Here is a 21,949-nt window from a genome sequence, read left to right as displayed (position 1 = left end):
TCAGCGGGCCGGCCCCAGCGCCCAGGCGGCGAAGGACAGCGTGGCCATCGACACCACCGTGGAGGCCACCACGGAATCGCGGGCGAGGCCGGTGTCCAGGCCGTACTCACGGGCGTAGACGAAGGCGTTCTGCGCCGTCGGGAGCGCCGAGCAGAGCACCACGGCCAGCACCTGGTGGTCCGGCAGGCCCAGGAGCGGACCGGCGACGAGGAAGGCGGCCAGGGGCTGCGCCAGCGTCTTCAGCGCGACCGCGGTCCCGGCCTCCGCCCGGCCCGCGACACGTCCGGTCCCGCGGGCCGGGCCGCCGTGCAGGGACAGGCCCAGGGTGACCAGGGCCGTGGGTACGGCCGCGGCGCCCAGCAGGTCGCAGGAGTGGGTGAGGGCGGCCGGCAGCCGCAGACCGGTGGCTGAGACGGCGACTCCGAGCAGCGAGGCCATGATGACCGGATTGCGCACCGGCATGGTCAGCATCCGCCGCAGCCCGCCGCCGGGGCGCCCGCCGCCGGGCCCGTCGGCCGCCCGGGTCCCCGAGTCCAGCAGGGTCAGGATCACCGGTGAGACCAGCAGCACCTGGAAGAGGATGACCTGCGCGACGAACGAGGCGTCGCCGAGCACCTGCACCGCCACCGGGATGCCCAGGTTGGCGGAGTTGACGTAGCCGGACGCCATGCCGCTGATCGCCCCGTCGGCCCTCCCGCGGCCGAAGAACCGCCGCGCCACCACGTATCCCAGACCGGAAACCAGCGCCGTGGCCGCCGCGAACGCCACCACCGGCAGATGGCCGAAGCCGGCCGGACGGGACCTCGACACCATGCCGAACAGGGCGGCGGGCATGGCGACATGGAAGACGAACCGGCCGAGCACCGCCTCTGCCTGCGCCCCCAGGAGGCCGCTGCGGCCGACGGCGTATCCGGCAGCGGTCAGCATCCAGATCGGCGCGAAGGCGGAGAGCAGGGCGTGCATGTCCGCCATGATCCCGCCACGCCCGTCCGTCCCTCGCACAAGGGTGCGGACGGGCGTACCGGAACCGGTCGAACAGGTCCCGCCCGGCGCCGAGTTCTGGCCGGTCTCAGCCGCTCGTGGTGCTCACCTGGAGCTGCTTGATGCCGTTGAGCCAGGCCGACCGGAGCCGCCGAGGATCGCTGACCAGCCGCAGGTCCGGCAGCACGTCCGCGATGGCGTTGAAGATCAGGTCGATCTCCATCACGGCAAGGGACTTGCCGAGGCAGAAGTGCGGGCCGCCGCCGCCGAAGCCGAGGTGCGGATTGGGATCGCGGGTGATGTCGAACTTCTCCGGGCTCTCGAAGACCTCGGGGTCGTTATTGGCCGAGGAGTAGAACAGCCCGACCCGGTCGCCCTTCTTGATCTGCTGACCGCCCAGTTCGAGGTCCTGGGTGGCGGTCCGCTGGAAGGAGACCACGGGCGTCGCCCAGCGGACGATCTCCTCCGCGGTCGTCTCCGGCCGCTCCCGCTTGTAGAGCTCCCACTGCTCGGGATGGGTGAGGAAGGCGTGCATGCCGTGGCTGATGGCGTTGCGGGTGGTCTCGTTCCCGGCCACGGCGAGCAGGATGACGAAGAAGCCGAACTCGTCGGACAGCAGGTTGCCCTCGCCCTCGGCGGCGACCAGCTGGGAGACGATGTCCTTGGCCGGGCACTCCTTGCGCGCCGCCGCGAGATTCATCGAGTACGAGACGAGCTCCATGGCCGCCTCCGCACCGATCTCCTCGGTGATCGCGTACTCCGGATCGTCGTACGAGGCCATCTTGTTGGACCAGTCGAAGATCCTGGTCCGGTCCTCCTGCGGTACGCCGATCAGCTCGGCAATGGCCTGAAGCGGCAGTTCGACGGCGATGTTGTTGACGAAGTCGAACGAGCCGTCGTCGTCGGCGCCGGCCAGCGCCGTCTCGACGATCGAGCGCGCCCGGCTGCGCAGCGCCTGTTCCAGGGAGCGGACGGCGCGGGGAGTGAAGCCGCGCTGGACGATCTGGCGGACCCGGGTGTGCTCGGGCGGGTCCATGTTCAGCATGATCAGCTTCTGGACGTCGATCTGGTCGCGGCTGATCGTCTCGTTGAAGCGGATCACCGCGGTGTTGGTGTTCGACGAGAACAACTCGGGACGGGTCGAGACGTACTTGACGTCCGCGTGCCGGGTGACGACCCAGTAGCCCTCGTCGTCGAAGCCGGAGATACCGGCTGGCTGGGTGCACCACCAGACCGGCGCGGTCTCGCGCATCCGGGCGAACTCCGGGTGCGGTATGCGGGATTGGAGCAGGTCGGGATCGGTGAAGTCGAACCCTTCGGGCAGATGGGGGCAGGGCATCGGCAACTCCAGGTCGGTCCGAGAGCCGCCCGAGCGATGTCTGACGACCCATCAGAAGTTGCCCGAAAGGTAGTAACGAGTTCTACAACTGACAAGAGGCGTGGCCGGATCTGTTGCGTGAAGCCTCGGCGAACCCGGCCGGTTTGCGGTGGGTCCTGCCCCTGAAGCATGGGCAAGGTGCGTGCAAGCCCCTTGCGTACCCGGGGTAATCCTCATAAGACTGCACACAGAACTAGAACGCGTACTAGTTCCTTCCGTGGGCGCCGGGACGCCTCTGCGGAAGTGCGAGGAGAGGACGAGCTCATGGCCGCGGAACCCGTCATCGTCGAAGCCGTACGCACTCCCATCGGCAGGCGCGGAGGCGCGCTCGCCAATCTGCACCCCGCCTATCTGCTGGGTGAGACCTACCGTGAACTTCTCGGCCGGACCGGCATCCAGGCCGACTGCGTCGAACAGATCGTCGGCGGCACCGTCACCCACGCCGGCGAACAGTCCATGAACCCCGCGCGCAACGCCTGGCTCACCGTGGGGCTTCCGTACGAGACCGCCGCGACGACCGTGGACTGCCAGTGCGGCTCCTCGCAGCAGGCCTCCCACATGGTCGCCAACATGATCGCGGCCGGAGTGATCGACGTCGGCATCAGCTGCGGCGTCGAGGCGATGTCGCGGGTGCCGCTCGGCAGCGGCTCCAAACACGGGCCGGGCAAGCCCTGGCCCGACGAGTGGAACGTCGACCTGCCCAACCAGTTCGAGGCCGCCGAGCGCATCGCCCGCAAGCGCGGCCTCACCCGCGCCGACGTCGACTCGTTCGGACTCCTCTCGCAGGAGCGGGCGGCCGCCGCCTGGGCCGAGGAGCGCTTCAAACGGGAGACGTACGCGGTCCAGGTGCCCACCACGGAGGCGGAACAGGCCGCCGGGCAGGGCATGTGGCGGCTGGTCGACCGCGACGAGGGGCTGCGCGACACCACGACGGAGGGGCTCGCCGGGCTCAAGCCGGTGATGCCCACCGCCATCCACACCGCGGGCAACTCCTCGCAGATATCCGACGGCGCCTGCGCGATCATGTGGGCGTCCAAGCGCATGGCGCGGGCGCTCAAGCTCAAGCCGCGGGCCCGGATCGTGGCCCAGGCGCTGGTCGGCTCCGACCCCCACTTCCACCTCGACGGCCCCGTGGACGCCACCCGCGCGGTGCTCGGCAAGGCCGGGATGTCACTCAAGGACATCGACATCGTGGAGATCAACGAGGCGTTCGCGTCCGTCGTGCTGAGCTGGGCCCAGGTCTTCGAACAGGATCTGGAGAAGGTCAACGTCAACGGCGGCGCCATCGCGCTCGGACACCCCGTCGGCGCCACCGGGGCCCGGCTGATCACCACCGCCCTGCACGAACTGGAGCGCAGGGACAAGGAGTTCGCGCTGATCACCATGTGCGCGGGCGGAGCGCTCGCCACCGGAACGATCATCCAGCGGCTGTAAGGGGCCGGTGCGGGGGGACGCCCCCGCCCGATGGTGCCGTCAGGTACACCCATGGCCGGGGGCGTACGCGGATGTCGGCCCCGGCCGCCGTTGCCTAGCGTCATGGCCATGGAAAACAACGCGAGCAACTCCGCCCGGAAGAACGGCACTCGACGACTCCTGGCCGCCGCCACCGTGGTGGTCCTCGCCGCACTGAGCGCGGTCCCCGCCGCGGCGGCCGGGCAGCCGACGCCCGGCCGCCCGGCCGCCGCGCCACCCGCATCCACCGCCCAGCGGCACGACGCACGCGGTGAACTCGTCGCGCTCACGCCCCTCGCCCACGTCGGCCGGGACGGCGTCGCGGACTTTCTCGCCTCTGGGGGCATGGACACGGCCACCGTGAGACATGGCGTCCGGGCCTACCGGCTCACCTACCGCACCGTCACCCCGCAGGGCGGGCCCACCACCGCCACCGGCCTGTTCGTGCTCCCCGAGGGCGGCGCCCGCCGGCTGGACCTGGTCTCCGACACCCACGGCACGATGGCCCACCGCGACTACGCGCCCTCCGTCGCAGAGGACTCCGGCCGCTACGCCGCCTACCTCCACGCCTCGGCCGGCCGGGCGGTCGCCGCCCCCGACTACCTGGGCCTGGGCAAGGGCCCCGGCCGCCACCCGTACATGGACACCGGCTCGGCCGTCACCGCGTCGCTCGACATGCTCCGCGCCTCGCGCACCGCCGCCCTGCGGCTCGGCCGCCCGCTCACCGGCGACGTGTACGCGAGCGGCTTCTCGCAGGGCGGCCAGGTCGCCATGGCGCTGGGCAGGGAGCTCCGGAACGGCGCGGACCGGCGGTTCACCCTGCGGGCGCTGGCCCCCGTGTCCGGCCCCTACGACCTGGAGCACGCGGAGACGCCCGCCATCTTCGACGGCAGGGTCAACGCCACCAGCGCCCTCTTCTACATGACGTACTTCCTCACCGCGCAGAACCGGCTCCACCCGCTCTGGAAGGACCCCTCCGAGGCGTTCCGGGAGCCGTACGCGGACATCGTCGACGACCTCTTCGACACCAACCACTTCGAGGAGGAGATCATCCCGGCCCTCCCCGCGACGCTGAAGGAACTGCTCACCGACGACTTCTACCGGAAGATCCAGCACCCGACCGGTGCCCTGCGCGCGGTCATCCGCGCCCAGGACGGCACCTGCGCCTGGAAGCCCGGCGTCCCCGTACGGCTCTACTCCTCGTCGGGCGACACCGACGTGCCCCTCGCCAACGCCCGCAGCTGCGCGGCCGACCTGGCGGAGCGGGGTGTCCGGGCGCCGGTGATCGACCAGGGAGCGACCAGCCACAACGAGACGTTCCTGAAATCGGGTCCGCAGATCGTGCGCTGGTTCGACGCCGCGGCGGCGCGGCGCTGACCCCGCGCGCGGACGCCGACAGCCCCGACCGCGTCGCGGTCGGGGCTGTCGGTCACTGCCGGAGGGAGTCCGGGCCGGCTCAGTACCAGCTGTTGGACTGCCAGAACGACCAGGCGCCGCACGGGCTGCCGTAGCGGGAGTTCATGTAGTCCATGCCCCACTTGATCTGGGTGCTGGGGTTGGTCTGCCAGTCGGAGCCGGCGGACGCCATCTTGGAGCCGGGCAGGGCCTGGACCAGGCCGTAGGCGCCGGAGGAGGCGTTGGTGGCGCTCGGGTTCCAGCCGCTCTCGTGGCTGACGATGTTGCTGAAGCACTGGAACTGCGCCTCGTCACCGATCAGCTGCCGGGCCGTGTCCTGCGCACTGCCGCCGGCGGCGGCCGGCGCGGCGGACGGGGCCGCCATGGCGGAGGTCGCGCCCACGGCCACACCGCCGACGCTGAGGAGCACGGCGGCGCCGGCCATGACGGTCTTGCGACGGGCGTTGCGGGGCTTGGCGAGAAGGGTGCTGGCGAACGACACAGAGAACCTAACATCGGGAACGGATGAGTCGCCCGCCGGTCCGAATCCTGCCTGGCCCGGTGCTCGTTGACCGCTGTCCGTTTCCGGTGGACGCTGCGGTGCTCGGCGACATCTCCAGTGATAGCGGCGCTTTTCGACCACCGCAATGACCCCCGGTACGACCCCGCTTCGCACCCAGGACCAAAGGTCCCGAACCGCCCCAAAACGCTTCATAGCAGGTCGGAGGGGAGGGGACGGGGGGCCGCGCACCGCCGCCGCCGCTCCTATCACGCGTAGTAGAGGACCAAGGTCCTGTGGGTGCCCTCACTCCTCCGGGACGTCGAATGTGACCTGGGCCTCGAACGCGGCGCGGCGAGTGGCCCTGCGGAGCGCCTTCAGCAGCGCCGCCCCGACGGTCAGCGTCAGTACGACGGTGAGCACCGCCCGGCCCAGGTCCCAGCCCAGCGAGGTGGCCGTGCAGTACGCGAGGAAGCGCACCAGGTTCTCGGACAGCGGGTCACCGGGACGGAAGGAGATACCCGAACCGAGGCCCGGCACGATCGTCCACCCGTACAGGTTCATGACCGTCCCGTACGCGAACGCCGCCGCCGCCCCGTACACCGCCAGCATCAGCAGCTCGGCGCGCCCGCGCAGCCGGTCCGGTGCCGGCAGCAGGCCCGCGCCCATCGTGAACCAGCCCATCGACAGCATCTGGAACGGCATCCACGGGCCCACCCCGCCGGTCAGCAGCGCGGACGCGAACATCGTCACCGAGCCGAGCACGAAGCCGAAGCCGGGCCCCAGCACCCGCCCGCTCAGCACCATCAGGAAGAACATCGGCTCAAGGCCCGCCGTCCCCGCCCCCAGCGGCCGCAGCGCAGCGCCGACCGCGGCCAGCACCCCCAGCATCGCCACCGCCTTCGCGTCGAGCCCGGCGTCCGCGATCATCGCGACCACCACCCCGACCAGCAGCGGCAGCAGCGCGGCGAACAGCCACGGCGCGTCCCGCGAGTGCGCGAGACCCGAGTCGGCCCCGGCCAGCAGCGGCCAGCCGAACGCGACCACACCGATCGCGCTGATCAGCACCAGCGCGGCGACGGCCCGCGGCCCGAGCCGCACCGGCCGCGCCCCGCGCCCGGTCGTGCCGCTCATGCGGCGCCCCCCAGCGCCTCGCGCACCTGCGTCACGGTCAGCCATTCCTGCGGGGCCAGGATCTTGGCGATCTGCGGGGCGAACCCCGGGGACGACACCACGACCTCCGGGGTCGGCCCGTCCGCCACCACCTCCCCGTCCGCGAGGATCACCACCCGGTGCGCCAGCTCGGCGGCCAGCTCCACATCGTGCGTGGCCAGCATGATCGCGTGGCCCTCGGCCGCCAGCGCGCGCAGCACCCCGACGAGCCGGGCCTTCGCCGCGTAGTCCAGACCCCGGGTCGGCTCGTCCAGGAGCAGCAGCGGGGGCCGGGCGGTGAGCACGAGGGCGAGCGCCAGGGCGAGCCGCTGCCCCTCGGAGAGATCACGGGGATGGGTGTCGTCCGGTACGCCGGGGAGCAGCTCGGACACCAGGGCCCGGCAGCTGCCCGGCGCGGCGCCCGCGTCGGCGTCCGCCGCCGCGCACTCGGCGGCGACCGTGTCCGCGTACAGCAGATCGCGCGGTTCCTGCGGTACGAGGCCGACCCGGCGCACCATTTCGCGCGGCGGGGTCCGGTGCGGGGTCCGGCCGCCGACCAGGACGCTGCCGGAGGTCGGCTCGACCATGCCGACGAGGGCGGCGAGCAGGGTGGACTTGCCCGCGCCGTTGCGTCCCATCAGGGCGACGGTCTCGCCGGGCGCGACGGTGAGGGTCACCCGGCGCAGCGCCTCGACCCGGCCGCGCCGCACCCCGAGGCGCTCGATCCGGGTGGTCGCGTCGGTGACGGGCCCGGGGGCGGCGCTCTCCCGCGGCCCCCGGCCGAACAGCCTGGCCAGGGCGCTCCGGCGCGCGGCGGGGCGGGGCGCGGCGGTCACCTCGGCCGGCAGCGCCGGCCCGGCCGCACCGCCGACCGGGCCCGGCTCCACGTCCGCCAGCCGCTCCCGCATCCCCGAAGCCCGCCGCCGGGCGTCCCGCACCGAGAGCGGCAGCGGGTCCCAGCCCGCCAGCCGCCCCAGCGCCACGACCGGCGGATGCACCTCCGACACCGCCATGACCTCGGCGGGCGTGCCCATCACCGGGGCGGCGCCCGGCGCGGGCAGCAGGACGACCTGGTCGGCGTACTGCACGACGCGCTCCAGCCGGTGCTCGGCCATCAGGACCGTCGTCCCCAGGTCGTGGACGAGCCGCTGGAGCACGGAGAGGACCTCCTCGGCCGCCGCCGGGTCCAGCGCGGACGTCGGCTCGTCCAGCACCAGGACCCGGGGGTGCGGGGTGAGGACCGAGCCGATCGCGACCCGCTGCTGCTGACCGCCGGAGAGCGTGGCGATCGGCCGGTCGCGCAGCCCGGCGAGGCCCAGCAGATCGAGGGTCTCCTCGACCCGCCGCCGCATCACGTCCGGGGCCAGGCCCAGCGACTCCATGCCGTACGCGAGCTCGTCCTCGACCGTGTCGGTCACGAAGTGGGAGAGCGGGTCCTGACCCACCGTGCCGACCAGGTCGGCCAGCTCACGGGGCTTGTGCGTGCGGGTGTCGCGCCCGCCGACGGTGACCCGCCCGGTCAGCCGGCCCCCGGTGAAGTGCGGTACCAGCCCCGACACGGCACCCAGCAAAGTCGACTTGCCGACCCCCGAAGGACCGACGAGCAGCACCAGCTCACCCTCCGGAACGGTCAGATCGACCCCCGACAGGGTGGGGCGCTCCGCGCCCTCGTACCGCACGGAAACATCGTCGAACCGGATCACACCTGCTCCTCGAAGCCTGTGGGGGAAGGCGGGACGGGCGCGACCAGCGCGGGCAGCAGACCGATCAGCACCGCGGCGGCGGGCCACAGCGGCAGCACCGGCGCGGTCAGCGGTACGACGCCGGGGTGCAGCGCCGCCGGATCCGCGCCGCCCGCCCGGATCATCGCGACGGCGACCGCGGCACCGGAGCCCGCGACCAGCCAGGCCCGTACGCCCCACCGGTCGGGCCGGTAGCGGGTCCGTACCGAACGCGCCCCGCCCAGGCGCAGCCCGGCCATCGCGGCGACCAGCCCGGCGATCAGCAGCGGCAGCCCGTACACCGCGCCCTGCGCCGCCAGCAGCCCGTACGTACCGGCGCAGACACCGAGCAGCCCGCCGAGGGTGAGGACGTTCGTGGTGTGCCGGACGGCGGCCGGTACCCGCGCGGTGCGCCCGTAGCCGCGCGCGTCCATCGAGGCCGCCACCGCGACCGACCGCTCCAGTGCCCCCTCCAGGACCGGCAGCCCGATCTGGAGGACGGCACCGACCCCGCCGGTGGCCCGGCCGCGCAGCCGCCGGGCGGTGCGCAGCCGCACCACGTCGGCGACCATGTTCGGCGCGAACGTCATCGCGACGACGACGGCCACCCCCGCCTCGTACAGCGCGCCGGGCAGCGACTTCAGCAGCCGGGCCGGGTTGGCGAGGGAGTTCGCCGCGCCGACGCAGATCAGCAGGGTGGCCAGCTTCGCCCCGTCGTACAGCGCGAAGAGCAGCTGCTCGGCGGTGACCCGGCCACCGATCCGGACGCCCTTCGCCCAGTCCGGCAGCGGTACCTCGGGCAGCGTGAACACCACATGCGTGCCGGGGATCGGCGAGCCGAGGAACACCGAGAAGAGCAGCCGCACCCCGATGACGAACAGCCCGATCTTGATGAACGCCCCGTAGGACCGGGCCCACGGCGCGTCCGTCCGGCGCGCGGCCACCACGTACCCCGCCACGCCCACCAGCAGGCCGAGCAGCAGCGGGTTGGTCGTCCGGGACGCGGCGGTGGCGAGCCCCAGCGCCCACAGCCACCACGCCCCGGCGGGCAGCGCGTTGCTCCGGGTCGCGGCGGGCGCGCGCCAGGCGGGGACCGGGGAGCGGCCGGACGCCGCACGGCCCGCGGTGCCGGTCACCGGGTCCTCCCCGGCGCCGGCCGTCGGGCCGCTCATCCGCGGCGGCGGCGGGCCTGCGCGACTGCGGCGATGCCGAGCAGAAGGACCGCGCCGACCCCGAAGAGCACCCCGGCGGACGGCCCGCCGCCGCCGGAACCGTCACCGCTGTCGCCGGCGGCGGACGCGGACGTGGGCGGGGGCGGGGACGCGTCCGCCGTGGCCCGTGGACTGCTGTTCCCGTTCCCGGAGATCTGCTCACCGCACCCGGTGACCGGATAGCCGGAGATCGCGCAGAGCAGCGCGTCGCTTCCGTAACGCAGCGGCTTCGCGACCGACGCGAGCGCCACCGCGCTGCTCGCGTCCTTCGGGACCTGCGCGCACGCGGTGCGCGGCGGGGGCGGGGTCTCCCCGGCCGGCGCGTCGGCGGCGGTGCCGGAGTCGATGACGAGCGCCACGCGCTTGGTGCCGCTCTGGGCCGGGGTGCCCGCGCAGATCTCCGAGAAGTCGGGGGAGCGGCGCGGCTTCGCCGCGTCCTGGGAGTCGGCGCTCACGGCGAACCGGAAGCCCTGCACCGCGCCGTCGTCCGGCCGGACCAGGGACGGCCCCTGGGTGGCGTACGCCCACCCGCTGCCGGAACCCTCCCAGAAGGACCAGTAGCGGTAACCCGCCGCCTGGGCCGTGCCCGTGCCGAGCACGGCCAGAACGGCGCCCAGGACCACCAGCAGCGCGGTGGCCCTTCCACGTCTTCTCACAACTGCTGGTTCTTGCGGCGGCCGCTGATCAGGAATCCGGCGCCCGCGCCGACGGCGAGCCCGATTCCGACGAACCACCAGACACCGCCGATCCCGTCCCCGTCGCCGCTGTCCTTCTTCTCCTCGTCCTGGGTGGCGCTCGCCGTCGGCTTCTTCACGGCGGCGGGTGCGGGCCCGGTCGCGTTCAGCTGCGCGACGAGGTCGGCGCCGCCGAAGTCGTGCACGTCGGCGCCGGCCGCGTGGGCGGCCATGACCAGCTGGGCGTAGGCGGCGGGGCCGCTCTGCTCGGCCCAGCCCGCGGAGTTCTTCGCCAGCCACTTGACGGACGCGGCGGCCTTGTCCTTGTGCCCGGCGGCGGACAGGGCGACGACCGCGTCGGCGGTGTTGCCGAAGTCGGGCTGCGGGGTGCTGTCCTCGGCCCCCGGCATCGGCGGCTGGTCCAGGTGACCGGTCTTCGCGAGGGCCCCGGCCAGGTAGGAGGCGCCGTTCTGGGCGGCCTGCTCCGGCCGGAGCGCGGTGCCCTTGTGGCAGCTGGGGTCCTTGACCGCGGCGTTGTTGCCGACGAGGAGCCCCTTGCCGAGCGAGCCGAGCACGCCCGCCGCGGTGGCGTCCCCGTTGGCGACGAGCTTGCCGGCCTTGTCGGGCTGGTAGGCGAACGCGCCGCCGTCCTTGCCGCCGCAGGGGATGGCGAAGGTGAGCAGGGCGGCGTACGGGGTCCGGCCGCCGTCCGTCGTCACGTCGCCGAGCTTCTGCCCGGCGCGGGCGAGGGCGCCGATCACGATCGAGGTGGAGTTCGCGTCACTGGCCCCGCCGGCGTTGTACCCCCAGCCGCCGTCCTCGTTCTGCACGGACTTCAGCCAGTGGACCCCGTTGGCGACGAGGTCCTTGTGCCCGCCGACCTCGTGCAGCGCCTGCACGGCGGCCGCCGTCGCATTGGTGTCGATCACGGTCTTGGCGTCGCACGGCACGGAGGAGTCGGGGCGGTACGCGGGGAACGCGCCGCTGTCGCACTGCTGCCCGATCAGCCAGTCCACCGCCTTCGCGGCGGGCGTGACGCCCACGGCCCGCTGCGAGACGAAGGCCAGCGACTGCCGCCACACCCCGTCGTACGTGGGGTCGGTCGTGCCGTACAGCCCCGAGGGCAGCGCCGCGGACGGGGAGGGGGACGGTGCGGCGACCGCGGCCGGGGCTGCGGCCGCACAGAGCACGGTGGCGGTGGCGGCGAGCGCGGCTGCGCTGCGGCGTACGGTCATGGCGGGCGGGGCCTCTCCTGCGGGAAACCGGGCACAGGCACACACAGGCACCAGGCTCCGGCTCCGTATACCTCGACGGTGCCGGCCACCGGGGTCCCGGTGGCGCGAGCCGGTCACGACACGGACAGGGCATTCCGGCTGGCCGCCGGAGAGGCGGCATACACGGTTGCGGGCCAGCGCCGGATTCGCACCGGCTTCCCCCTGAACGGGCATGATGACGACTCGCACACTCTACCGGGCGGGTACCGGGAGAGCCCGGGGCGGCCGGTTCGAGGCCGGGGAACCGCGCCGGTCCTCAGTGCCCGGCGCGCGGCTCGAAACACCCCGCCTCCGGGCAGGGGCGGTTGACCGAAACCTTCTTCCGTGTGCACACGGTGACGCAGGCGTCGCGACCGGCGCGGCCCGTCGCCGGGTCCCGGACCTTCCGCTTCACAGCCGCTCGAGCATCGGCTGGGCCTTCGAACAGGCCGCAGGCCGGCGGACGGCCCTCCGGTGGCCGGTGCGTCACACCGCCACGAAGGTCACCGGCTCGCTTCCCGTGACCGCCTCCGCGCGCCCCAGTTTCACCAGTCGGCGCAGATGCGCCTCTGCCTCGGAGACGGCGATGTTCCGTGATCCGTAAGGGATCTGCTCCCAGGGCCGGTTCCACTCCATCCGCTCGGCGAGCTGCCAGGGCGTCAGCGGTTCGGCCAGCAGGGACAGGAGGCCGGTGAGGCGTTCCTCGTGGTGGTCGAGGAGTTCCCGCACCCGGCCCGCCGCGTCCGGGAACGCGTGCTGGTGGGCCGGCAGCACCTCCGCGACGCCCAGGCGGCCGATCCGTTCCAGCGAGGCGAGGTAGTCCCCGAGCGGGTCGGTCTCGGTCGCGCTGTCCGGGTCCTCGTAGAGGCCGACGTGCGGGCTGATGCCGGGGAGCAGGTGGTCGCCCGAGAAGAGGCGGCCGCGGCCGGGCAGGTTGGCCGGGTGGTCCTCCTCCAGGTGGAGGCAGACATGGCCCGGGGTGTGGCCCGGGGTCCAGATCGCGCGGAGCTCGCGGCCCGCGAGGTCGAGGAGTTCGCCGGGCACGATCTCGCGGTCCGGGAGGGCGGCGCGCAGACCGGGCAGGGTGCGCATCCGGCCGCCCTTCTCGCGGGCGGCCAGCAGCGGGGCGATGTGGTCCTCTGGCGCGCCGACCGTGGCCAGCTTCGCCGCGAGGTACGACAGCCAGGTGCCCGGCTCCGACTCCCGGGTGCGGCGGACGATCGCCGTGTCGGCGGCGTGCATCGCGATCCAGGCCCCCGAGGCCTCGCGCACCTGGCCGGAGAGGCCGTGGTGGTCGGGGTGGTGGTGGGTGATGACGACGCCGTGGATATCGGCGATGTCCACGCCGACGGTCGTGAGCCCGGCCGTCAGGGTGTCCCAGGCCTCCGGGTCGTCCCAGCCCGTGTCGATCAGGACCGGCCCCCGGCCGGTCTCCAGGACATGGACCAGGGTGTGGCCCAACGGGTTGTCCGGGATGGGGACTTTGATGCTGTGGACGCCTCCACCGTGGTTCATCACCTGCGTCATGGACTCCCCATCTCTCCGCGGTCTCGGCGGCGTGCGGGGTACGGCCACGACGCGCCGCGTCCACTGTAACGAGAACTTGTTCCAGTGGTAGCCCTGGGCACCTGTCCGTTCGGGGCGGAGTGCCGCCGGACGGGTCCCGGGCCGCGAGGTCCCGTCGCACGCCGGGGGTGCGCCCGACGGGACTTCGCGCACTTCCTAGTCGGCGAGGTCCGTCCAGGCGTTCACGACGTACGACGCGCCCCACGGGTTGGAGGCGACCGAAGCCTGCCCGACCGGGGCCCAGTTACCGAGGATGATGCGCTGCGGAAGTCTGGGGTCGAGCGGGTTGAGCACCGCGTGGATCCGGTGCTGACCGGTACCGCTGGTGCAGAGGCTGGACAGGCTGCTCCCCGACGAGATCGTGCAGTTGCCGGGTGCCGCCTGGGCGGCGGGCGCCGCGGCCAGCATGATGCCCGCCGCGGCGGCGGCTACGGCCACGGCGGCACAGCGCTTCTTGGACAGGGGCTTCGCGAACATGGGTGACTCCTTCATCCGATGACGATGCGTGAGCGGGAAGAGGGACATGTGCGGGTGGAGCGTCGAGCGGACCGATCCGGCTTCGATGGGCGGGGTTCCGTGGGGTGCCACGGACGCCGGCAGACACCAAGGCGTCGACAATAGAGGCGAAAGCGGGTGATTACCTGCTTGATCGCCAGTCAAATCCTGCCCAGGCGCGCGGATTCTGGCAAGAGTGTGGCCAGATTTGGTACAGACCAATTGCCGTCGCGTCGGGGGTGTTTGACGCGGGACGGCGCCGAGGTGTCCGGCATGCCGCCCCGGTGCGTGTGGCCCATCCGTGGACTCCTGGAACTGGAACTGGTATCAGTTCTGACATGGAGTCAGATGTGGACCGGGAGCAGAGCCCCGGAACGCAGGACTCGGAACCAGTCAACGAGTCGGGTCACATGCCGCGTCGCGGGAGGCAGCAGCCATGAGCGAGCTTGTCGAACACGGAAAACTGTTCATCGGCGGGGAGTTGGTCGATCCGCTCGGGCGGGAAGTCATCGAGGTCATCTCCCCGCACACCGAGCAGGTCATCGGCCGGGTGCCGCACGCCGCCGAGGGGGATGTGGACCGGGCCGTCGCCGCCGCCCGGCGGGCGTTCGACGAGGGGCCCTGGCCCCGGATGACGTTGGACGAGCGGATCGCCGTCGTCACCCGGATCAAGGACGCGTTCGCCGTCCGGTACGAGGAGATCGCCCGGGTCATCAGCTCGGAGAACGGCACCCCGTACAGCTCCAGCGTCATGGTGCAGGCCCTCGCCGCGATGATGGTGTGGGACGCGGCGATCACCGTCGCCCGCACCTTCCCGTACGAGGAGCGCCGGGACGGGGCGCTGGGGCCGCTGCTCGTGCGGCGGGAGCCCGTCGGGGTGGTCGCGGCCGTCGTGCCGTGGAACGTGCCGCAGTTCACCGCCGCCGCCAAACTCGCGCCCGCGCTGCTCGCCGGGTGCTCGGCCGTCCTGAAGGTGTCGCCCGAATCGCCGCTCGACGCCTACATCCTGGCCGAGATCGTCGCCGAGGCCGGGCTGCCGGAGGGCGTGCTGTCGATCCTGCCCGCCGACCGCGAGGTCAGTGAGTACCTGGTCGGGCACCCCGGCGTCGACAAGGTCTCGTTCACCGGGTCCGTCGCCGCCGGACGGCGCGTCATGGAGGTCGCCTCACGCAACCTCACCCGCGTCACCCTGGAGCTCGGCGGGAAGTCCGCCGCCGTGATCCTCCCCGACGCCGATCTCGACGCCGCCGTCGCGGGCATCGTGCCCTTCGCCTGGATGATCAACGGGCAGGCCTGTGTGGCCCAGACCCGGATCCTCGTGCCGCGCTCCCGCTACGCGGAGATGGCCGAGGCGTTCGCCGCCGCCGCCGGTGCGCTGAAGGTCGGCGACCCGCTCGACCCGGCCACCGAACTCGGCCCGCTCGTCGCGCGGCGCCAGCAGCAGCGCTCCCTCGACTACATCCGGATCGGACAGGAGGAGGGGGCCAAGATCCTCACCGGCGGCGGCCGTCCGGCCTCGCAGGAACGCGGGTGGTACGTCGAGCCGACGCTCTTCGGCGACGTCGACAACTCCATGCGCATCGCCCGCGAGGAGATCTTCGGCCCGGTCGTCTGCCTGCTGCCGTACGGCGACGAGGACGAGGCCGTCAAGATCGCCAACGACTCCGAGTACGGGCTGAGCGGCAGCGTCTGGACCGCCGACACCGAGCGCGGCATCGACATCGCCCGCCGGGTCAGGACCGGCACGTACAGCGTGAACACCTTCAGCCTCGACATGCTCGGGCCGTTCGGCGGCTACAAGAACTCCGGTCTGGGAAGGGAGTTCGGGCCCGAGGGCTACGGGGAGTACTTCGAGCACAAGATGATCCACCTGCCCGCCGGGTACGGGGGAGGGGCCTGATGGGCGACCGCTGGAGCGTCGAGGTCGACCGCGGGGTGTGCATCGGGTCGGGGATGTGCGTGAACCACGCACCGGACGGCTTCCGGCTGGACTCCGCCCGGCAGTCGCATCCCGTCGGCCCGGAGACCGACGCCAACGAGCGGGTGCTCGCCGCGGCAGAGGGGTGCCCGGTCGAGGCGATCACGGTCGCCCTGGCCGACTCGGGAGAAGTGGTGTTCCCTCCGGAGGACTGAGAGCCGTTCCGTGAACCCGCTGACCCGCCCGGGGTGTGGCCTGCCACACCCCGAACGGGTGGCGGACCGCAGTGACCGGGTGGGTGCCGGTGCGACATCGTCACCGGCATGTCCACCACCTCACGGTCCACCCGCACGCCCGGAACATCCCCCGGAACCACCGCTGTCCCCGCTCGCGCCGTCACCGCGCTCGCCGCCCTCGCCGTGGCCCTCGGCCTCGCCTTCGTCCTCGCCCCCGGCCCGGTGGCGGGGAGCATGCCGGGCGGCGGTTACGGCGGTCGGCGCGGTCTCGACGCCCGTCTCTCCGCGTCGTTCGTCGACTACTGGAGATCCGGCGAGCGGAGCTTTCCCCCTGCTCTGCGGGGCGTCGTCGACTACTGGTCCCGCTACCACGTGGTCAAGGCCGTGGTCGCCGCGGTCCTGCTGGCCGTGCTCATCGCGCTCGGCGCGCTGCTCTGGAAGGCGTTCCTGCGGGGCGGCGCGCTCACGGCGGGAAGCAGGGCCGCTCTCGCGTCCGCCGGGGTGGTCGTCACGGCGCTCGCGCTGTTCTCCCTGGCGCTGGCCGTGGCCAACATCCAGGGTGCCGTGGCGCCCTTCTCCTCGCTGATGTCGATGCTGCCGGTCCACGCGTCCCACGGCGAACTCGCCGACGTGCTCGACCGGATCAGACAGCAACTGGCCGGCTACCCGGACGCCGGCGGGGCGACCGCGCCTCCCCTCAAGGTGATGGTCAGCGACTTCGGCCGCTACCACGCGGTGGTGGCCGTGGCCGCGACGGTGGTGGCCCTCGCCCTCGCCGCCCTCAGCGCGCTGTCGTGGCGGAGGTTCGCGGGAACGGCGGCGTCCGACCGGCGGACCAGGCGTGTCCTCAGGTCGGCCGGTCTGCTCTCGGCCCTGCTGGCGGCGGCCGTCCTCGTGATCGCCGCGGCGAACACCGCCACCACGGCCGACCCCGCGCCGGCGCTCCTGGCCTTCTTCGAGGGCGGCTGGTGAGGGGCACCGCCGTCAGGCGCCGAGGTGGGCGAGGACGGCGAGCACCCGCCGGTGCCGCGTGTCGTCGGGCGGCAGGCCGAGCTTCGCGAAGACGTTGCCGATGTGCTTCTCCACCGCGCTGTTCGAGAGCACCATGCGCCGGGCGAGGGCCGTGTTGGAATGGCCCTCGGCCATCAGCGCCAGCAACTGCCGTTCACGCGCGGTCAGCTTCTCCAGCGGGTCGCCCCGCCGCTGCCTGGCCAGCAACTGCGCGACGACCTGCGGGTCGAGCACCGTCGCGCCACGGGCGACGCGGACCAGGGCGTCCAGGAACTCCTCGACCCTGGCGACCCGGTCCTTCAGCAGATAGCCGACCGCACCGGAGCCGTCCGCGAGCAGATCGGTGGCGTACGACACCTCCACGTACTGGCTGAGCACCAGCACGGGGGTGCCCGGCAGCCGGCCGCGGACGGTGGCCGCCGCCCGCAGACCCTCGTCCGTATGCGTCGGCGGCATCCGCACGTCGACGACCGACACGTCCGGGCGGTGTACGAGCACCGCCTCGACCAGGGCGGGGCCGTCACCGACCGCCGCCACCACCTGGTGACCGTCCTCGGAGAGCAGCCGGACCAGCCCCTCGCGCAGCAGCACCGAGTCGTCGGCGACGACGATCCGCAGCGGCTCCCGGACCACCGGGTCCCCTGCGCTCACCCCGGTTCCGGCCGCCACACCCGGTGCTGTTCCCTCCCCGGTCAGCGACATGGCAGCTCCGCCGTGACCGTCGTCGGGCCGTCCTGCGGACTGTCGACCCGCAGCCGGCCGCCGACCGCCCGCGCCCGGTCGGCCAGGCCCCGCAGCCCGTGTCCCTCGGCCGGAACGGCCCCGCCCACCCCGTCGTCCGTCACCCAGACCCGCAGGATTCCCCCGGTGTGACGCATGCCGACCGTGCACCGGCGGGCGTGGCTGTGCTTGGCCGCGTTCGTCAGCGCCTCGGCGACCACGAAGTACGCGGCCGTCTCGACGCCGGGCTCCGGCCGGCGGCTCAGGGGCGCGGCGTCGAGCTCGGCGGGCACGACGCTGCGCGCGGCCAGGGCCCGCAGCGCCTCCCGCAGCCCCCGGTCGGTGAGGACCGGCGGAGCGATGCCCCGCGACAGGGCCCGCAGTTCGTCCAGCGCCTCCTGCGTCCGCAGGACCGCGTCGGCGAGCGCGGCCCTGACCAGTTTCGGATTCCGGTCGAAGTGGTGCTGGGCGCGGCCCAGTTCCATCGCCAGCCGGACCAGCTGCTGCTGGGGCCCGTCGTGGATGTCGCGCTCCAGCCGGCGCAGCGCGGCCGTCTCCGCCGTCACCGCCGCGACGGCCTGCGCGCGGGCGGTGTCGCGCTCCTGCTCCAGCCCGCTGATCCTGCGGTGCAGCGCGGACATGTGGGACAGGAGCGCCTGCCCGAGACCCGCCTGGGCGGCGACGCACACCCGGGTCACCAGCGGCAGGGTCGACAGCAGCAGCACCCCGATCGAGAGGACGAACGCGACCCGCCCGGACGGTGACGTCAGCCCCAGGCTCAGTGCGACATGGGACCGGTCGCTGCCCGCGTACAGGGTCATGGGCCGCAGCGAGCCGGGCGCGACCTCGTTGCGCAGGGGGTACGTGACGGTCGCGACCCCCACGAACCACCACAGCGCCGTCACCACCGAGGTGACCAGGACGAGAGGGAGCACCAGCACCGCGTGCGCCAGGTCGAGCCACAGCTCCGGGTCGGCCGCGCCGTCCGGCTCCTTCGACCTCGGCCGCCGGCCCGCGCCGCCCGTCCTGCCGGTCCCGGAGCGCACCGCGCCGATCCGCCACCACTCCAGATCGCCGGGCCACCGCGCCAGTGCCAGGGCGCGGGCCGTGACGGGCGAGCCGCTCGGCACCAGCGAACCGGCCGTTCCGGCGCACAGGCCGCCGGCCACCAGCAGCAGACCGGCAGCGGCGCTCAGCGGCGCGGTGAGGAGATACAGGGATTCCACCAGCGTGCGACGCCCGACGCGGACGACGGGCCCGGCACCCGGCCGCCACCGGCCCGCGACCACGGAGGGCAACGACTCAGCCATCTCCTCAGCATAATCGCGCCCCCGGCGGCGCTCCGGCCCGGCAGAGAGCAGGACGGACGGAACACGCCGCGGCCGCACCGTCAGCGTTCCGGGACCCCCGACAGCAGGTGCAGGCGCAGTGCCAGTTGCAGTTCCAGGGCGCGGTCCGGCTCGTTCCAGTCCCGTCCCAGCAGCACCTGTATCCGGTCCAGCCGCTGCACCACCGTGTTGACGTGTACGTGCAGCTCGTCCTTGGCCCGGATCAGGCTGCCGCCCGCGCCGAAGTACGCGCCGAGCGTTCGCACCAGGTGGGTGCCGCGCTGGGCGTCGTACTCCAGCAGCGGCCCCAGCGTCGCCGACACGAAGCCGCCGACGTCCTGCCCGTTGCCCAGCACCACGCCCAGGAAGCCCAGTTCGTCCACGCACGCGCCCTCGCCCGTACGCCCCAGCACCCGCATCGCCCGCAGGCAGCGCGCCGCCTCCGCGTACGCGGCGGCCAGCTCCCGCGGGCCCCGGGCCGGGCCCGCGGCGGCGACGGTGACCGGGCCCTGCGCCAACTGGCCGAGCTGGGCCGCCGCAGAGCGGGCCACGGTCCCGGCCGCCGGGCCGGAGCCGTCCGCCTCGATCAACAGCACGACCCCGCCCGCGTGTTCGGCGCTCACGCCGTGGATGTCCCCGCCGAACAGATAGCGCATCGCGGCCGGGGCCAGCCGCTCCCGCGCGCCGGTCTCCGCGACCAGCAGCAGATGCGGGCGGTCCAGGTCGATGCCCAGCCGGCGGCCGCGCTCCGCGAGGCCCGCCGGGTCGCGGCCGCTGTCCGTCAGCAGGTCGGCGATCAGTTCGCCGCGGATGCGGTTCTCCGTCTCGGCCACCGTGCGCCGCAGCAGCAGAAGGAGCCCGGTGACCACCGCCGACCGCTCGAACAGCCGCCGGTCGGAGTCGTCCAGCCGCCGGCTCCGGTGCAGCACCAGACCGGCGAGCAGCTCCTGCCCGGCGAGCACCGCGCAGACCACCCTCCCGTCGCGGTGCACGGCGCGGGCCCCCGTACGGGACTCCTCTGCCGCCTCCGCGAGCCAGCCGGCGTCCATGCTGTCGGCGGCGAAGCCCGTACCGTCCGGGCGGACCGCCGCCAGCGGGCGCCCGCCCGGGTCGTGGATGGTCAGCGGGGAGTCGAGCAGTCCGGCGACGGCCGCCGCCACGTCCTTGACGTCCCGGCCGCGCAGCACCAGGTCCGTCAGCCGGTCGTGCGACTCCTCGGCCCGCCGCATGGCCGCGGAGTGGGCCCGTACGGAGGCGTTGGCCTCGGCCAGCTCGGCGTTCGCCGCGGCCAGTTCGGCGAGGGCCGAGGTGGTGTCGGCCAGGGCGCGGGCGGTGTCGATGGCGATCGCGGCGTGGGCGGCCAGCGAGCACAGCAGGGCGACCTCGTCGGGGCTGAAGACCCGGGGCGCCCGGTCCGCCGCGAAGAGGACGCCGATCACCTTCCCCGTGCCCCCGCGGCTGGAGCCGAGCAGCAGCGGCACGCCCAGAATGGCGACCAGCCCCTCGTCCAGGACCCCGGCGTTGATGTTGTGGGTGTGGCGGAAGCGCTCGTCGGTGCGGTAGTCGGGGGTCGCGTACGGGCTCGCCGTCTGCGCCACGAGACCGCCGAGGCCCTCGCCGAGTTCGAGGCGCAGCCGCTGGAAAAGCAGCGACACCGATCCGTCGGTCACCCGCATGTAGGTGTCGCCAGCCTCCTCGTCCGGGAGCGTGAGGTAGGCCGTGTCCGTCCCCAGCAGCATCCTGGCCCGCCGCACGATCGCCTTCAGCACGTCGTCCAGGTCGCGGGAGGCCGCCAGGTCGCCCGCCGTGTCGAAGAGCGCGGTCAGCTGGAGTTCGCGGCGCCGGTGCTGGCGCAGGGCGCCCCTGATCCGCAGCGCGACGGCGGTGGCCCGCTCCACCTCGGCCAGCTCGCCCTCCGCCACCCCGTCGGCCCGCGCCGTCGGGAGGACCGCGCCCAGCGCCTCCGCGGGGGCGTCGTCGGCCAGCAGGTCGAAGAGGTGCCGGAGGTGGGGTGCGGCGGAGGGGGACGGTTCAGACATGGCGGCCAGCGTTCGTAGACAGGGACGGCGAGGGGGTCAGTTGGCGGTCCAGCCGCCGTCCATCGAGAGCGAGGTACCGGTGATGTGGCCGGTACGCGGACCGCACAGCCACAGGACGGCCTCGGCGACATCCGCCGGTTCGATCAGCCGCTTGATCGCGCTGCGCTCCAGCATCACCCGCCCCACCACCTCCTCCTCGGAGATGCCGTGGGTACGGGCCTGGTCGGCGATCTGGTTCTCGACCAGCGGGGTGCGCACGTAACCGGGGCTGACGCAGTTGCTCGTCACCCCGTGCTCCGCCGCTTCGAGCGCCACCACCTTGCTCAGCCCCTCCAGTGCGTGCTTGGCCGTCACATAGGCCGACTTGTACGGGCTCGCGCGCAGCCCGTGCACCGACGAGATGTTGACCACGCGCCCCCAGCCGCGTTCGTACATGCCCGGCAGGGTCCGGCGCAAGATGCGGAACGGGGTCTCCACCATGACGCGCTGGATCAGCGCGAAGCGCTCCGGCGGGAACGTGTGGACGGGGGCGACGTGCTGGAGCCCCGCGTTGTTGACCACCACGTCCGCGTGGGCCGGCAGGGTGTCGACGACTCCGGGGTCGGACAGGTCCACCACCCAGGCCGTCCCGCCGATCTCCCCGGCCAGGCTCCTGGCGGCCTCACCGGCCTTGTCCACGACGTGCACATGGGCGCCGGCCGCCGCCAGCGCCTGTGCGCAGGCCCGCCCGATCCCGCTCGCCGCACCGGTCACCAGCGCGGTCCGCCCGGCCAGGAACGGTACTGCGGGTACCTGCGTCGGTCCGCCGCCCGGGGAGGGGGCGGGGGGCTCGTGGTCGGGTCTGCGGGAAGTCTCCATGGCCGTCACCGTAGGTACGCGGCGGCCCGTGTCACACGGGGCCGGTGCACACACCCTCCCGC

General features: G+C 73.4%; 19 protein-coding genes and 1 riboswitch. Of the genes, 5 read left to right on the top strand and 14 right to left on the bottom strand.

All coding sequences use genetic code 11. From position 1 onward, the window contains the following. Together ACIO3R_RS06965 and ACIO3R_RS06960 are read right to left on the bottom strand one after the other, a co-directional pair. Complete coding sequence (locus ACIO3R_RS06965) at positions 1-972, bottom strand: AEC family transporter (protein ID WP_402104033.1); 972 nt, start codon at positions 970-972, stop codon at positions 1-3. Positions 973-1,069: 97 nt separating this feature from the next. Continuing rightward, a complete protein-coding gene (locus tag ACIO3R_RS06960; protein ID WP_385028253.1) occupies positions 1,070-2,320 on the bottom strand; it encodes a cytochrome P450 in 1,251 nt (416 codons plus the stop codon). A gap of 303 nt (positions 2,321-2,623) precedes the next feature. Between ACIO3R_RS06960 and ACIO3R_RS06955 the strand changes: the two genes are divergently transcribed. Continuing rightward, positions 2,624-3,793 (top strand): steroid 3-ketoacyl-CoA thiolase, encoded by a 1,170-nt coding sequence (locus ACIO3R_RS06955; RefSeq protein WP_363027126.1) that lies wholly within the window; start codon positions 2,624-2,626, stop codon positions 3,791-3,793. Positions 3,794-3,895: 102 nt separating this feature from the next. Next, positions 3,896-5,188, top strand: a complete 1,293-nt coding sequence (locus tag ACIO3R_RS06950; RefSeq protein WP_402104028.1) for an alpha/beta hydrolase family protein — start codon at positions 3,896-3,898, stop codon at positions 5,186-5,188. 79 nt (positions 5,189-5,267) lie between these two features. Here ACIO3R_RS06950 and ACIO3R_RS06945 read toward each other — a convergent pair whose 3' ends face one another. The 8 genes from ACIO3R_RS06945 to ACIO3R_RS06910 form a co-directional block, all read right to left on the bottom strand. Further along, positions 5,268-5,708, bottom strand: coding sequence for a transglycosylase SLT domain-containing protein (locus ACIO3R_RS06945; RefSeq protein ID WP_385038208.1), 441 nt, complete (start codon positions 5,706-5,708; stop codon positions 5,268-5,270). Positions 5,709-6,011: 303 nt separating this feature from the next. Continuing rightward, positions 6,012-6,839 (bottom strand): ECF transporter S component, encoded by an 828-nt coding sequence (locus ACIO3R_RS06940; RefSeq protein WP_385346370.1) that lies wholly within the window; start codon positions 6,837-6,839, stop codon positions 6,012-6,014. Further along, complete coding sequence (locus ACIO3R_RS06935) at positions 6,836-8,560, bottom strand: ABC transporter ATP-binding protein (RefSeq protein ID WP_402104024.1); 1,725 nt, start codon at positions 8,558-8,560, stop codon at positions 6,836-6,838. The genes ACIO3R_RS06940 and ACIO3R_RS06935 overlap by 4 nt, the downstream gene beginning before the upstream one ends. Then, the gene (locus tag ACIO3R_RS06930) at positions 8,557-9,714 is read right to left on the bottom strand and encodes an energy-coupling factor transporter transmembrane component T (protein ID WP_402104021.1); all 1,158 of its coding nucleotides are present in this window, start codon (positions 9,712-9,714) and stop codon (positions 8,557-8,559) included. Before ACIO3R_RS06930 ends, ACIO3R_RS06935 begins: the two co-directional genes overlap by 4 nt. A 32-nt stretch (positions 9,715-9,746) precedes the next feature. Continuing rightward, positions 9,747-10,445 (bottom strand): SCO2322 family protein, encoded by a 699-nt coding sequence (locus ACIO3R_RS06925; RefSeq protein ID WP_385038197.1) that lies wholly within the window; start codon positions 10,443-10,445, stop codon positions 9,747-9,749. After that, on the bottom strand, positions 10,442-11,698 hold the full coding sequence (locus tag ACIO3R_RS06920) for a prenyltransferase/squalene oxidase repeat-containing protein (protein ID WP_402104018.1): 1,257 nt from the start codon (positions 11,696-11,698) through the stop codon (positions 10,442-10,444). The genes ACIO3R_RS06925 and ACIO3R_RS06920 overlap by 4 nt, the downstream gene beginning before the upstream one ends. 127 nt (positions 11,699-11,825) lie before the next feature. After that, positions 11,826-11,901: riboswitch (cobalamin riboswitch) on the bottom strand. A gap of 301 nt (positions 11,902-12,202) precedes the next feature. Further along, positions 12,203-13,243, bottom strand: a complete 1,041-nt coding sequence (locus ACIO3R_RS06915) for an MBL fold metallo-hydrolase (protein WP_402104015.1) — start codon at positions 13,241-13,243, stop codon at positions 12,203-12,205. Positions 13,244-13,438: 195 nt separating this feature from the next. Then, a complete protein-coding gene (locus ACIO3R_RS06910; protein ID WP_385038188.1) occupies positions 13,439-13,759 on the bottom strand; it encodes a hypothetical protein in 321 nt (106 codons plus the stop codon). A 454-nt stretch (positions 13,760-14,213) separates the two neighbouring features. Between ACIO3R_RS06910 and ACIO3R_RS06905 the strand changes: the two genes are divergently transcribed. From ACIO3R_RS06905 to ACIO3R_RS06895, 3 genes are all read left to right on the top strand, one after another. Continuing rightward, positions 14,214-15,677 carry an aldehyde dehydrogenase gene (locus ACIO3R_RS06905; RefSeq protein ID WP_402104011.1) on the top strand — a complete coding sequence of 488 codons (1,464 nt, stop codon included), beginning with the start codon at positions 14,214-14,216 and terminating at the stop codon, positions 15,675-15,677. Continuing rightward, positions 15,677-15,910, top strand: a complete 234-nt coding sequence (locus tag ACIO3R_RS06900; protein ID WP_385038183.1) for a ferredoxin — start codon at positions 15,677-15,679, stop codon at positions 15,908-15,910. Before ACIO3R_RS06905 ends, ACIO3R_RS06900 begins: the two co-directional genes overlap by 1 nt. 108 nt (positions 15,911-16,018) lie before the next feature. Continuing rightward, positions 16,019-16,903, top strand: a complete 885-nt coding sequence (locus tag ACIO3R_RS06895; protein ID WP_402104008.1) for a hypothetical protein — start codon at positions 16,019-16,021, stop codon at positions 16,901-16,903. A 12-nt stretch (positions 16,904-16,915) separates the two neighbouring features. On the opposite strand, the gene ACIO3R_RS06890 is transcribed toward ACIO3R_RS06895, so the two are convergent. The 4 genes from ACIO3R_RS06890 to ACIO3R_RS06875 all read right to left on the bottom strand — a co-directional run bounded on the left by ACIO3R_RS06890 (position 16,916) and on the right by ACIO3R_RS06875 (position 21,887). Then, positions 16,916-17,560 (bottom strand): response regulator, encoded by a 645-nt coding sequence (locus ACIO3R_RS06890; protein WP_402104235.1) that lies wholly within the window; start codon positions 17,558-17,560, stop codon positions 16,916-16,918. Between the two features lie 74 nt (positions 17,561-17,634). Further along, positions 17,635-18,972 carry a sensor domain-containing protein gene (locus tag ACIO3R_RS06885; RefSeq protein WP_402104005.1) on the bottom strand — a complete coding sequence of 446 codons (1,338 nt, stop codon included), beginning with the start codon at positions 18,970-18,972 and terminating at the stop codon, positions 17,635-17,637. 80 nt (positions 18,973-19,052) lie between these two features. Next, a complete protein-coding gene (locus ACIO3R_RS06880; RefSeq protein ID WP_402104002.1) occupies positions 19,053-21,029 on the bottom strand; it encodes a helix-turn-helix domain-containing protein in 1,977 nt (658 codons plus the stop codon). 36 nt (positions 21,030-21,065) lie between these two features. Next, entirely contained in the window at positions 21,066-21,887 is an 822-nt protein-coding gene (locus ACIO3R_RS06875) for a 3-hydroxybutyrate dehydrogenase (RefSeq protein ID WP_402104000.1), read from the bottom strand. Positions 21,888-21,949 lie beyond the last annotated feature (62 nt).

Origin of the sequence: Streptomyces sp. NPDC087428 (assembly GCF_044744085.1) — a bacterium.
Taxonomy (GTDB): Bacteria; Actinomycetota; Actinomycetes; order Streptomycetales; family Streptomycetaceae; genus Streptomyces.
Note: the sequence above shows the minus strand (reverse complement) of the source record. Positions and strands in the feature narration are given on the sequence as shown.

Coding starts and splice junctions, on each gene's coding strand:
- ACIO3R_RS06965 (WP_402104033.1), bottom strand. CDS start 972: ATGGCGGACATGCACGCCCTGCTCTCCGCCTTCGCGCCGATCTGGATG.
- ACIO3R_RS06960 (WP_385028253.1), bottom strand. CDS start 2,320: ATGCCCTGCCCCCATCTGCCCGAAGGGTTCGACTTCACCGATCCCGAC.
- ACIO3R_RS06955 (WP_363027126.1), top strand. CDS start 2,624: ATGGCCGCGGAACCCGTCATCGTCGAAGCCGTACGCACTCCCATCGGC.
- ACIO3R_RS06950 (WP_402104028.1), top strand. CDS start 3,896: ATGGCCATGGAAAACAACGCGAGCAACTCCGCCCGGAAGAACGGCACT.
- ACIO3R_RS06940 (WP_385346370.1), bottom strand. CDS start 6,839: ATGAGCGGCACGACCGGGCGCGGGGCGCGGCCGGTGCGGCTCGGGCCG.
- ACIO3R_RS06920 (WP_402104018.1), bottom strand. CDS start 11,698: ATGACCGTACGCCGCAGCGCAGCCGCGCTCGCCGCCACCGCCACCGTG.
- ACIO3R_RS06915 (WP_402104015.1), bottom strand. CDS start 13,243: ATGACGCAGGTGATGAACCACGGTGGAGGCGTCCACAGCATCAAAGTC.
- ACIO3R_RS06910 (WP_385038188.1), bottom strand. CDS start 13,759: ATGTTCGCGAAGCCCCTGTCCAAGAAGCGCTGTGCCGCCGTGGCCGTA.
- ACIO3R_RS06905 (WP_402104011.1), top strand. CDS start 14,214: ATGAGCGAGCTTGTCGAACACGGAAAACTGTTCATCGGCGGGGAGTTG.
- ACIO3R_RS06900 (WP_385038183.1), top strand. CDS start 15,677: ATGGGCGACCGCTGGAGCGTCGAGGTCGACCGCGGGGTGTGCATCGGG.
- ACIO3R_RS06895 (WP_402104008.1), top strand. CDS start 16,019: ATGTCCACCACCTCACGGTCCACCCGCACGCCCGGAACATCCCCCGGA.
- ACIO3R_RS06885 (WP_402104005.1), bottom strand. CDS start 18,972: ATGGCTGAGTCGTTGCCCTCCGTGGTCGCGGGCCGGTGGCGGCCGGGT.
- ACIO3R_RS06880 (WP_402104002.1), bottom strand. CDS start 21,029: ATGTCTGAACCGTCCCCCTCCGCCGCACCCCACCTCCGGCACCTCTTC.
- ACIO3R_RS06875 (WP_402104000.1), bottom strand. CDS start 21,887: ATGGAGACTTCCCGCAGACCCGACCACGAGCCCCCCGCCCCCTCCCCG.